This is a genomic window from Ideonella sp. (assembly GCF_044358605.1).
GTDB lineage: Bacteria > Pseudomonadota > Gammaproteobacteria > Burkholderiales > Burkholderiaceae_C > Ideonella.
In genome coordinates this window covers 20871-32806 of the sequence record NZ_JBIKNQ010000061.1, presented here as the reverse complement: position 1 = coordinate 32806, position 11936 = coordinate 20871, and the positions used below count along the sequence as shown (strand labels likewise).

12 protein-coding genes are annotated in these 11936 nt (G+C 60.6%); 6 read left to right on the top strand and 6 right to left on the bottom strand.

The window, feature by feature from the left end:
- Positions 1 to 111: 111 nt before the first annotated feature.
- The 3 genes from ACIQ3Q_RS18650 to ACIQ3Q_RS18640 form a co-directional block, all read right to left on the bottom strand.
- Positions 112 to 1878 (bottom strand): prolyl oligopeptidase family serine peptidase, encoded by a 1767-nt coding sequence (locus ACIQ3Q_RS18650; protein ID WP_396270689.1) that lies wholly within the window; start codon positions 1876 to 1878, stop codon positions 112 to 114.
- A gap of 80 nt (positions 1879 to 1958) precedes the next feature.
- A complete protein-coding gene (locus ACIQ3Q_RS18645) occupies positions 1959 to 2552 on the bottom strand; it encodes a GNAT family N-acetyltransferase (RefSeq protein WP_396270688.1) in 594 nt (197 codons plus the stop codon).
- 19 nt (positions 2553 to 2571) lie between these two features.
- A complete protein-coding gene (locus ACIQ3Q_RS18640; protein ID WP_396270687.1) occupies positions 2572 to 3426 on the bottom strand; it encodes an AAA family ATPase in 855 nt (284 codons plus the stop codon).
- Between the two features lie 184 nt (positions 3427 to 3610).
- On the opposite strand from ACIQ3Q_RS18640, the gene ACIQ3Q_RS18635 reads away from it, so the two are divergent.
- The 6 genes from ACIQ3Q_RS18635 (at position 3611) to ACIQ3Q_RS18610 (ending at position 9059) form a co-directional block, all read left to right on the top strand.
- Entirely contained in the window at positions 3611 to 4258 is a 648-nt protein-coding gene (locus ACIQ3Q_RS18635) for a c-type cytochrome (RefSeq protein WP_396270686.1), read from the top strand.
- Between the two features lie 96 nt (positions 4259 to 4354).
- The gene (locus ACIQ3Q_RS18630) at positions 4355 to 5581 is read left to right on the top strand and encodes an HD-GYP domain-containing protein (protein WP_396270684.1); all 1227 of its coding nucleotides are present in this window, start codon (positions 4355 to 4357) and stop codon (positions 5579 to 5581) included.
- Between the two features lie 75 nt (positions 5582 to 5656).
- Entirely contained in the window at positions 5657 to 5863 is a 207-nt protein-coding gene (locus tag ACIQ3Q_RS18625; RefSeq protein ID WP_396270683.1) for a heavy-metal-associated domain-containing protein, read from the top strand.
- A gap of 162 nt (positions 5864 to 6025) precedes the next feature.
- Positions 6026 to 7594, top strand: coding sequence for an ABC transporter substrate-binding protein (locus ACIQ3Q_RS18620; RefSeq protein WP_396270681.1), 1569 nt, complete (start codon positions 6026 to 6028; stop codon positions 7592 to 7594).
- A gap of 190 nt (positions 7595 to 7784) precedes the next feature.
- A complete protein-coding gene (locus ACIQ3Q_RS18615) occupies positions 7785 to 8258 on the top strand; it encodes a MaoC family dehydratase (RefSeq protein ID WP_396270680.1) in 474 nt (157 codons plus the stop codon).
- A gap of 108 nt (positions 8259 to 8366) precedes the next feature.
- The gene (locus ACIQ3Q_RS18610) at positions 8367 to 9059 is read left to right on the top strand and encodes a response regulator (protein ID WP_396270679.1); all 693 of its coding nucleotides are present in this window, start codon (positions 8367 to 8369) and stop codon (positions 9057 to 9059) included.
- Positions 9060 to 9106: 47 nt separating this feature from the next.
- Here the strand turns inward: ACIQ3Q_RS18610 and ACIQ3Q_RS18605 are convergent, their stop codons facing one another.
- From ACIQ3Q_RS18605 to ACIQ3Q_RS18595, 3 genes are all read right to left on the bottom strand, one after another.
- Positions 9107 to 9952, bottom strand: a complete 846-nt coding sequence (locus ACIQ3Q_RS18605; RefSeq protein ID WP_396270677.1) for a segregation and condensation protein A — start codon at positions 9950 to 9952, stop codon at positions 9107 to 9109.
- Between the two features lie 11 nt (positions 9953 to 9963).
- Positions 9964 to 10164, bottom strand: coding sequence for a DUF3460 family protein (locus tag ACIQ3Q_RS18600; protein WP_396270676.1), 201 nt, complete (start codon positions 10162 to 10164; stop codon positions 9964 to 9966).
- Between the two features lie 86 nt (positions 10165 to 10250).
- Entirely contained in the window at positions 10251 to 11930 is a 1680-nt protein-coding gene (locus ACIQ3Q_RS18595) for a SulP family inorganic anion transporter (protein WP_396270675.1), read from the bottom strand.
- Positions 11931 to 11936 lie beyond the last annotated feature (6 nt).

Here is an 11936-nt window from a genome sequence, read left to right as displayed (position 1 = left end):
CATGAAAACCGCACTAAATCGATGAAATTCGGGCTCGATTTCCCGCATCACGAAACGCACTCAACTCAGACTTTAAGTCGGGCGCCAAAGCTGCATGATCAAGGCGGTTTTTCAGCAGCCTGCTAGCTCTTGGGCGTGCCAGCCATAAGCGTCGTCGGCAAACATGCCTACCCAATCGAAGCAGCCTGCATGGCAGATATAGGCCTTGTAGCGGCCCGGCTTCACGTGGGCGTTCATCCAGGCCACCATATAGCCGCCGTAGCTGCCACCGGTGGCAAAGACGCGTTGGCGGTCGATCCACGGTTTCTTGAGCAGCCAGTCGGTGGCGGCTTCCATGTCTTGCAGCTCCAGCGCGCCCCATTGGTGGGTGATGCTGTCGAGGAAGGCATGGCCAAAGCCCGAGGAGCCGTGGTAGTTGACGTTGGCCGTTACATAGCCTTGGGCCGCAAAGACGAGGTAGTTCCAGCGCCAGTGCCAGCAGTCGCCCGGGCCGGTGTGGGGGCCGCCGTGAATGGTGTGAAGCAGCGGGTACTTCTTCTTGCGGTCAAAGCCCGGCGGGAAGTGCAACCAGACTTGAACCTTCTCACCTTTGGCGCCGATGACCCAGTGCTCTTCGGTGCTGCCCAGCGCGACATTGGCGAGAAGCTTGTCGTTGAAGGTCTCGATGCGCTCAGCCTCACCGGGCAAGCGCACGCCACGGTCATCCACCCCTTGGGCATGCAGGCGGCCTGGGTGGGCAGCGCGGTCGGTCAAGGTGACCAAACAGGCGGCGGCTGTATCAAAGCCGTGGATGGTGCCGCCTTGGGCCACCACGCTGGGGTCGCGATGGGCCACGTCGAAGCGCCACACATGTGAGCGGCCTTGGTCTTCGGCCACAAAGAGCAGGGCGCTGGCGTCTTCGCTCCAGAGCAGCGGCGCTTGAGGCTCACGATCCCACTCGGCGCTGATGACCTCCCAGCGGGCGCGCTTGTCGGCCAGGTCCAGCACGGCCAGTTGCTGAGGCATAGTGTGCTTCTTGGCCTGGTGCGAGGCCAAGAAAGCCAAGCTCAGGCTGTCGGGGCCGTAGCTGGGCGCACTGAAGTCCCAGTCGGCATGCTTGACCAGGTCGCGCACGGCTTTGCGCGCGCTGCCTTTGAGTTCGATCTCAGCCAGTGCCATGCGCGGTGCTGGGTGCTGGCCGCGCGCTGGGTCGTGCACAAAGGCAATGCGCTGGCCGTCGGGCGAGATGCTGAGGTCAGCGGCACTCGGGTCGCGGCGCTGCAGTTCGTAGTCGGTGCCTTCCAGCACATCGGTGACTTTGCCCGTGGCAACTTCCAGCACCAAAACATGGGGCACGCGGTCCATGGGCAGGTTGTCGTCCCAGTGGCGATAAACGGCTGCGTCGGTGATGTAGGCGGTTTCCTTGCGCTCGGTGAAGGCCTTGAGCCGTGCGGCTTGGTCTTTCATGCCCCGACCTTCAGGCCAGACCCAGGAAACCAGGGCCAGCCGCTGGCCGTCTGGGAACCACTTGAAGGCGTCTACGCCGGTAGGCACCACGCCGGCCCGGCGAGCCTCGCCACCATCGGGCGGAATAAGGTAAAGCTGAGGGTGCTCGTCCTTGACGCCGTTCTGCTCCCGCTTGGCCACAAAGGCAATCCACTCGCCGGTCGGGGAGAAGCTGGGTTGCCCGTCTTTGTCACCGCATTGTGTGAGCTGGCGCGGCTCGCCTCCCAAGGTGGAGAGCAGCCACAGGCTGCTCGCACTGCGGTTGTCCTCCATAGAGGGCTGGGTGACGCTGCAGACCACTTGCGCGCCGTCGGCGCTGAGGCTGGGCGTACCCACGCGCTGGAGTTGCCAGAGCAGGTCTACGGTCAGTGGGGTCGAGGGAGTCTTCGCCATGGGAGTAAGGGCGCTTGTGGCGCCGAGTGCTGTGAAGAGAAGAGTGCAAGAGTGCGGTGGGCCGATCAGGCTTTCTGCATTCAACGGGGGCGGCTCAGTTGCCAAAGCAGTTGGGCTTTGACTTCCGGCCATTCGCCTGCGAGCAGGCTGTACATCACGGTGTCACGCACGGTGCCATCGCGACGCGGTGCATGGTGGCGGATCACGCCGTCCTTGCGGGCGCCCAAGCGCTCAATGGCCCGCTGGGACGCAAAGTTGAAGTTGTCGGTGCGCCAGCCCACCACCTTAGCGCCCAGGGTTTCAAAGGCATGACGCAGCAGCAGCAGCTTGGCCGTGGTGTTCACCGCGCTACGCTGATGGCTTTGGGCATACCAAGTCCAGCCGATCTCCAAGCGCGACAAAGCGGGCACGATATCGTGGTAACTGGTGCTGCCGATCACTTGACCGCTGGGCACATGGATGACAGCAAAGGGCAAGCGGTTGCCTTCGGCCCGAGCTTTCAGAGCGTTCTCAATGTAGGCGCGAGTCTGCTCGGGCTCAGGCACCGAGGTGACGCGGATCGTCCAGAGCGCGCCGTCGGCGGCGGCGGCCTTCAGGCCTTCTTCATGACAAAGCTCAAGCGGCACAAGGCGCACCGGCCCTTGCTCCAGCGTCACGGGCAATACGGCATCCATGGTGTGGCCTCTTGGGTGCTTAGCGGTTGCGGCTTTGCATGAAGATCAGCTTTTCGAACAAGGTCACATCCTGTTCGTTCTTGAGCAAGGCGCCCACCAGGGGCGGCAGCACCACTTTGTCATCGGGGCTGCGCAGCACTTCGGCCGAGATGTCTTCGGCCACCAGCAGCTTGAGCCAATCGATGAGTTCGCTGGTGCTGGGCTTTTTCTTCAGGCCCGGCAGGTTGCGCACGTCGTAAAAGCTCTTCAGTGCGGCGGCCAGCAGCTCTTGCTTGAGGCCGGGGAAGTGAACGTCGACGATCTGGCTCATCGTCTCGGCTTCCGGGAACTTGATGTAGTGGAAGAAGCAGCGGCGCAAGAAGGCGTCGGGCAGCTCCTTTTCGTTATTGGAGGTGATGAACACCAGCGGTCTGTGCTTGGCCCGAATGGTCTGGCGGGTTTCATAGCAATGAAACTCCATGCGGTCGATTTCACGCAGCAAGTCGTTGGGGAACTCGATGTCCGCTTTGTCGATCTCGTCAATCAGCAAGGCCACGGGCTGATCCGCCTCAAAGGCTTGCCAGAGCACGCCTTTAACGATGTAGTTGCGGATGTCACGCACCTTGTCGGCGCTCTCCGCATCGCTGAGCTGGCTGTCGCGTAGGCGGCTGACGGCGTCGTATTCGTACAGGCCCTGGTGCGCTTTGGTGGTGCTCTTGATGTGCCATTCCAGCAGGGGCAGGCCCAAGGCCTGGGCCGCCTGTTCGGCCAGCATGGTCTTGCCGGTGCCGGGCTCACCCTTGACCAGCAAGGGACGTTGCAGGGTGATGGCAGCATTGACGGCCAGCATCAAGTCTGGCGTGGCGACGTAGGCGTCAGTACCTTGGAACTTCATTGCGGATGGTTTCAGTCGGGCCGATGGTGTGGGCCAGTATATGCGCCGCTCACTGATGGTTTACCAGAGGACGCTCCGCCAGTAAATCGCTCATGCCCACTCCTATAATCATTGATAAATCGCAACTCTGGTCCGTGCTGAGCCTGAGTTGCACCTCTCCACCGCTTCACTCCACAACACTGCGATGAAGACTGTCACTACCCTTTTGATGCTGGCTTTGGCCGGCGCCTTCTCCATGGCTCAAGCTCAGGACGTCAAGGGTGACGTCAAAGCGGGCGAGAAGAAGAATGCCATGTGCATCGGCTGCCACGGCATCCCGGGCTACCAGGCGAGTTTTCCTCAAGTGCACCGGGTGCCCATGATCTCTGGCCAGAACGGCAAGTACATTGCCGCTGCGCTGGATGCCTACCGCAAGGGTGATCGCAAGCATCCGTCTATGCGTGGCATCGGTGCAGGCCTGAGTGACCAAGACATCGCTGACTTGGCGGCCTTTTATGAGCAGCACGGGCGGGTTGCCAATGCGGCCAAGCCGCCTAAGGCCGATATTCCTGTGAATCTGCAAGCCAAGTTGGCGAGCTGCGTGGCCTGTCACGGTGAAAACTTCAGTGACACCATCGATCCCGCCAATCCGCGTTTGGCGGGTCAGCACGCCGACTATCTGTATGTCGCGTTGCGCTCTTACAAGGGCGGCAATCACGTCACTGGCCGTAACAATGCCACCATGGCGGGCATGGTCACGCCCCTGAATGACAAAGATATGAAGCAAATCGCCAATTTCCTGGGCTCTTTGCCGGGTGAACTTAAAACTGTCCCTCAGGCCCGGACCCGCTGAGTCAAGCCGGAAAAACCGGGCTTCTTAGGCCATGAGTCGCTCAATTGAGCGACCTCCCTGGCCGATATGGTGGTAGACCTCAAGCGTCCGCCACCCATGCTTAAAAAAATACCTGTTGACCAAGTCCGCCTCGGCATGCATCTGCATGCTCTGGAGGGCAACTGGCTGGATCACCCCTTCTGGAAGTCGAAATTCGTCATCCGGGAGCAGCAGATGTTGGCCGACTTGCTGGCCAGCAAGGTCAAGGCCGTCTGGATCGACTCTAGCAAAGGGCTGGATGTCGAAGCGTCCGTGGCGGCCGCTCCGGCACCCGTTCAGGAAGTGCCTCCGCCACCTGCCCCGGTGCCCAAGCCCGCCGTGCTGCCGCCACGGCGCGACTTTCAAGAGGAATTGTCTGAGGCCGCAGCTGTTTGCCAACGTGGCCGCTCCAAAGTAGTGTCCATGTTTGCTGAAGCGCGCATGGGCAAAGCGGTGGACGCCGAGCAGTGTCTACCGCTAGTGGAGGAGATTTCCGACTCTGTCTTCCGCAACCCCGGTGCGCTGGTCAGCTTGGCGCGACTGAAGACGGCCGACGACTACACCTACATGCACTCCGTGGCGGTTTGCGCCTTGATGGTGGCTTTTGGCAAAGAGTTGGGCATGGACAACGCGCAGTGCCGCGTGGCGGGTTTGGCAGGGTTGTTGCACGACCTTGGCAAAGCCGCGATGCCCATCGACGTGTTGAATAAACCCGGGAAACTGACTGAAGAGGAGTTCCGCATCATGCGGATGCACCCTGAGAAGGGGCATCAGATGCTGTTGGAAGGTCACGGTGTCACCGATCCGGTTCTGGAAGTCTGCTTGCGCCATCACGAAAAGATGGATGGCAGCGGCTATCCCGGCAAACTGGTAGGTGAGGACATCAGCCATCTGGCGCGGATGGGGGCGATTTGCGATGTGTACGATGCCATCAGCTCTAACCGCCCTTACAAAGAGGGTTGGGACCCTGCGGAGTCGATTGCTCGGATGGCGACATGGCAAGGCCACTTCGACATGGGCATGTTCAAGGCTTTTGTGAAGAGCTTGGGCATTTACCCGACAGGCTCTTTGGTGAAGCTGCAATCCGGCAAGTTAGCCGTGGTGGTGGAGCAAAACCCCCAAATGCTGACGGCGCCTATCGTGCGGGTATTTTTCTCCACCAAGGCCAATATGCCTATTCCGGCCCAAATGTTGGAATTGGCCAAGTCCAGCGACAAGATCGTTGGGCGTGAGAACCCCAAGACCTGGGGCTTCAAGCAGGTGGATGAGCTTTGGGCAGGCGATGCCCTCCCCAATAAGCGTTGATGTCGCGCACGTTCCGGTGCATGCGCCTGGGGGGATACTGGATGCAATGTTCAGTTCATCCCTCAGGAGCACAAAATGATTGAGTTCAAACTGCCGGACATGACTTGCGGCCATTGCGTGAAGGCCGTGACGGCCACCGTGCACAAGCTCGACCCACAGGCTGGCCTTGAGTTCGACCTCTCCAGCCGCACTGTGCGAATCCAGACCACTGCCTCTGAGGCTGCGAGCCCTGAGGCCTTGGCAGCGGCCTTGAGCGCCGAGGGTTATCCGCCCGCCCCTTAAGCGCGCTGCTGCGCCACCGTCGCTTTCCCTGCTCGGAGGCGTTTACTCGCATTCGCTCAACAACCGCGTCAGCCTATCGGGAATCCCCCGGGCAAGGCGGGCCCGTCCTTGCCTACACTCCTGTGCTTACGCCTTTGTTGAATTGCGATAGGAGCTTTCTTCATGAAACGTCATTTTCTGCCGGTGGCCCTGGCCACTTTGCTGGCAGCGGCTGGTTTGCAAGCCCAAACTTTGCGCTGGGCCAGCCAGGGTGATCCGCAGACCATGGACCCGCACTCCCAGAACGAGTCCATGACCAATATGATGAACGGGCAGGTCTATGAGCGCTTGGTGATGCGCGACAAGACCCTGGCCATCGTGCCCGCCTTGGCCACCAGTTGGCAGCAGGTGTCGCCGCTGGTGTGGCGTTTCAAGCTGCGACCTGGCGTCAAGTTCCACGACGGCACGCCCTTCACAGCCGATGACGTGGTGTTTTCGGTGCAGCGTGGTGCGGCGCTCACATCACAGATCAATCCCTACGCCACGCAGGTGGGCGATCCCGTCAAGATCGATGATTTGACAGTGGAGTTCCGACTGAAGGCCCCCAATCCCATTTTCCTGCAGCACATCGACACGCTGTGGATCATGAGCAAGGCCTGGAGCGAGAAGCACAAAGTCACCAAGCCGCTGGACTTCAAGAACAAGGAAGAGACCCACGCTGGCATGAATGCCAATGGCACAGGCCCTTATGTGCTGGCCAGTCGTGCGCCCGGCATCAAGACGGTCTACAAGCGCAACCCCAATTGGTGGGGCAAGATGGAAGGCAATGTCCAGACCATCGAATACACGCCCATCTCTAACGATGCCACGCGCTTGGCGGCGCTGGTGTCGGGTGAGATCGACTTCGTCCTTGACCCCGCCCCCCGTGATGTGCCTCGCTTGCGCAACACCTCGGGCGTGAAGATCATCGACGGTCCAGAAAACCGCATTGTCTTCATCGGCATGGATCAAGGCCGAGACGAATTGCTCTACAGCAGCGTGAAGGGCAAGAACCAGTTCAAAGACCAGCGCGTGCGCCAGGCCCTCTACCAAGCCATCGACATCGAGACCATGCGGACCAAGTTGATGAATGGGCAGTCCTTCCCGACTGGGGCCATGACGCCCTCACCGCTCGGGACCTACAACGACCCAGAGTTGGAAAAGCGCTTGCCCTTTGATCTGTCTGCTGCCCGCAAGCTGATGGCCGACGCCGGTTATGCCGACGGCTTCGAGGTCACGCTGGACTGCCCCAATAACCGCTACATCAATGACGAAGAGATTTGCATTGCCCTGGCCGGGATGTGGTCCCAACTCAAGGTGAAGGTGCGTGTCAATGCCATGCCGCGTGCCACCTACTTCCCGAAGTTGGAGAAGCTCGACACCAGCGTCTACATGCTGGGCTGGGGCGGTGCCATTACCGATGCCGAGACCACCTTGACCCCGGTGATGCGTAACCGTGGCGAAAAAGTCGGCGCTTACAACTACGGCAATTCCAAGAACGACAAGCTAGATCAGCTGATTGCGCAGAGTAGCGTGGAGCCCGATGCCAAGAAGCGCGAAGCGCTGGTCAAAGCGGCCCTGAAGGAACAAAAGGATCAGGTTCACACCTTGCCCTTGCACCGCCAGGTCATTCCCTGGGCAGCGCGTCAGAACGTCAGCGTGGTCCACCGTGCAGACAATTGGCTAGAGGTTCAATGGATCACCGTCAAGTGATGCTCAGCGTTAGCTGCGGCTGAGTACTTGTTAACGATGGACGGCCCCGGATTCGGGGCCGTTTCTATTTCATTGGCAGCATTGAGGGAGGCGCGTTACCATCGCGCACCGTCGGGAAAACACATAAAAGTTGCGGCCGCAGTTTTGCGCAGGCCGAACCCACCAAGAGATTCAGGTAGGAGATTCAATCTTGAGCACCCCCACCCAATACGCCCATTTGGCGGACCTGTCTGGCTTGGTCGGCCAGCGATTGGGGTCTAGCGACTGGATCATGGTGGATCAGGCCCGCATTGATCGGTTTGCTGAAGCCACTGGCGACCTGCAGTGGATACATTGCAACGAACTGCAGGCCTCCGTCGGACCTTATGGCTGCACCATCGCCCATGGCTTTCTCACGCTGTCGCTGATTTCCACGATGTTTGACAGCGCCTTTGTGGTTGACGATGTCACCATGGGGCTGAACTATGGCCTCAACCGGGTGCGATTCCCGGCGCCTGTGCTGGCCGGAAGCCGTGTGCGTGGTCACTTTACTCTCCAGGCTTTTGACCCCCTTGAAGGAGGGGCGCAGTTAGCAGTGCTGGTGGAGGTGGAGTGCGAAGGCCAGGACAAGCCGGTTTGTGTGGCTGACACCCTGGGCCGCCGATACACTGCCAGCGACCGTTAGACCTGCCGCCCAAGGGGACACCCGTTGGGCCTGCTACAATGGCACTAAGCGTTGTTAAGACACAGTTTTTCGCTAAGTGCCCTTTGGGACACATGTGGGTTGGGTTCGATGAAAGTTCTACTGGTAGATGACCATCCGCTGATTCTGGCGGCGCTGAAGGCCATGATCGAAGGCATGCACCCTGACGTGCATGTGAGTGCGCTGTCCAACGCCGACGACGCGCGAGCGGCCTTGCGTCAGGATCATGAGCATGATTTGGTGCTGCTGGACCTGCAGTTGGGCGAAGTCAACGGCTTTGACCTCTTGGCTGAGTTTCGGCGTGATTACCCGGCCCTGCCGGTAGTGGTGGTGTCGGCATCCGATCGCTCTGGGGATGTGATCCGTGCCATTGACCTGGGCGCGATGGGTTTTTTGCCTAAGCGCATGGCCACCGAAGACTTGGCTGATGCGCTGCGCTTGGTGATGGACGGTGGCATTTTTGTGCCGACCATGGGCCTGTCGATGGACCCCGAAGGCTCCTACACCGCCCCAGCGCCACGCAGCGCGCCTCTGCCACCGTCGCCCCCGCCACCGCGTCGTCCCTCGATGGACGAGCTGGGGCTGACGCCGCGCCAAAGCGAGGTCATGCAATTGCTTTTACAGGGCAAGCCCAACAAAGACATAGCTCGGCGCCTCGGTTTGTCTGTGGAGACGGTCAAAGACCATGTGCAAGCTGTGTTGCGAGCCCTGGGTGTCAACTCCCGTACCCAGGCTGTTTTGGCTGTGGGGCAGATGACGCAGCAGCGACGCGGCAATTTTTGAAGCACCCATGGGCTCAGTGCCTTTGATGGCACTGGCTACGTGCAGGCTTAATTCGGTGTGTAAGCCAAGCGCACGTAGATGGGCGCAAAGGCCTCGGCCTGTGTGATCTCCAGCAGGCGCTCGCGCGCCAGCTCCAACATGGCGATGAAGGTGACCACCAGCACGGGCGCGCCCCGTGTGACATCGAACATGTCGCGGAACTCCACAAAGCGCTCACCTTGAAGGCGGCGCAGCACGATGCTCATGTACTCGCGCACCGAGAGTTGTTCGCGGGAGATGTGATGGTGTTGATGCAGCTTGGCACGCTTCAAGATATCAGCCCAGGCGTCACGCAGGTCATTGGCAGAGACATCGGGGAAGCGTGGTGCCAGCGCTTGCTCCACAAAGACTTGTGAGCGCAGGAAGTCTCGGCCCAGCACGGGCATCTGGTCGAGCCGTGCGGCGGCCAGCTTCATTTGCTCATATTCGAGCAAGCGCCGAACCAGTTCAGCGCGAGGGTCTTCAGGCTCGCTGCCGTCGTCCGTCTTTTTGGGCGGCAGCAGCATGCGCGACTTGATCTCGATGAGCATGGCCGCCATCAACAGGTACTCTGCCGCCAACTCCAAGTTGGTGCGGCGGATCTGTTCGATGTAGCGCAGATATTGCTTCGTGACCTCGGCCATCGGGATGTCGAGGATATTGAAGTTCTGCTTGCGAATGAGATAGAGCAGCAGGTCCAAAGGCCCTTGGAAGGCCTCTAGAAACACCTCTAGCGCATCTGGCGGAATGTAGAGGTCGTTGGGCAGCGTGAATAGCGGCTCGCCATAGAGTCGAGCCAACGCCACTCCGTCCACCACCGTGGGCGTGTCCAGCTCGGGCGAAGCCGCCGGAAGCAGGAGATTCTCGTCCGCCACGGTGTGGGGGCTCAGTGCTTGTTCTGGTAGACGTAGGGCTGCTGAGCGACGCGCGCGGCCTGGTAGTTGGCGGTGGCTTCGCGGTCTTGTGGGCGGTCCCACAGCAGGCCACGGCCTTCTCGCTGTTCGGCTTCCAAGGTCGGCTTGGCGGCCTTCAACTCGTCAATGAACTGAGTCACGTCGGACTTGTAGTGTTTCCAGAAAAGCGGCATGGCTATTCGGCGCGACGCGCCGCCGTGGTGTCAGGGCAATCCCGCATTGTAGCGGGGCCACTGCGTCGCAGCGAATGGTTCTGTACTCAATGAGACGCCTCGTTGGCCGGCGCCCAGTCACCCACACTGGGGACGATGTGGTCGGCCCCCAGCTTAGCCTCAAAGCCTGAGCGACGGATCAGACCCAGAGGCTGTTCATTCACACTGGCCAAGACCAGCGCCACGTCGCGCTTGGCCAGAGCGTGCCAAAGTTGCTCCAGGGCATCCAGGCCGGAAGTGTCCATAGACACCAGACGGTTCATCTCGAGCACCACCACCCGACAGCCTTCTGGCAACTGCCCGGGTAAGGCTTCGATCTTGCCCACCGCACCGAAAAACAGCGAGCCATACAGCTCGAAGACGGTCACCCCTGAGGGCAGTTCCGAGTTGGACACAGGCGAGACGCGAAACAAGGTGCTCATGCGGTAGATGAAGAAGCCGCAGGCGGCGATCAGCCCCATCTCGACGGCCACCGTCAGGTCAAAAACCACCGTCAGCACAAAGGTGCCCACCAGCACCACGCGATAAGGCAGCAGGAAGTGTTTGAGCCGTGCGAACTCTCGCCACTCGCCCATATTCCAGGCCACGAACAACAAGATGCCCGCCAAGGCCGCCAGGGGCACATACACGGCCAGTGGCGCGGCCACCAGCACGATGATCAGCAAGGTGGCGGCATGGACGATGCCGGCAATCGGGGTTCGGCCGCCGGCCCGCACGTTGGTGACGGTGCGCGCAATGGTGCCAGTGGCCGGAATGCCACCAAAGAATGGGGTGACGAAATTGGCCACGCCTTGTGCCATCAACTCTTGGTTCGGGTCGTGACGCGGGATGTCGGCCATGTTGTCCGCGACGCGGGCGCACAGCAGCGACTCAATGGCACCAAGCAGCGCGATGGTGAGCGTGGGAATGACGAGTTGTTTGGCCGTCGCCCAAGTGAACTCTGGCAGTGCAAACGCGGGCAATGCTTGTGGGATGCCGCCAAACTTGCTGCCGATGGTTTCCACCTGCAGCCCAAACGCTTTCGCCAGCAGGGTGGCGCCTACCAGCGCAATCACGGTGCCCGGCACCTGGGCGGCCACTTGCCGTGTTTTGTGCCGCCAGCCGCTGGCACCGTCCGGTGCTGCATAGCTCTTGGGCCAAATGACCACTACCGCCAAACAGCCCAAGCCTAGCAACAAGGCCCAGGGGTTGAGGCTATGGATGTGAGCCCCCAGCACACTCAGTTGCGTGAAGAAGTCGGCCGGCATCTTGGCAATCTGCAGACCCAGGAGGTCTTTGATCTGGGACAGCCCAATCAGCACCGCGATGCCATTGGTGAAGCCAATCACGATGGACACCGGGATGTAGCGCACCAGCGCACCCAGCTTGAGCCAGCCCATCAGGAACAGCAGCACCCCAGCCAGCGAGGTGGCAATCAGCAAATTGGCCAGCCCATAGCGCTCGACAATGCCGTAAACAATGACGATGAAGGCGCCGGCCGGCCCGCCAATCTGCACATTGGAGCCGCCAAGCGCAGAGATCAAAAAGCCCGCAATGATGGCGGTGAACAAACCGGCCTCAGGCTTGACGCCTGAGGCGATGGCAAAAGCCATGGCCAGCGGCAAGGCCACGATGCCGACGGTGACCCCGGCGCCCAAGTCCGCCAGAAAGTGCTTGCGGTCATAGCCCGCCAGGGTTTGGCCTAGGCGGGGCTTGAAGGGATGCAGCGCGGTCGGAAGTAAGGCCATCAGCCG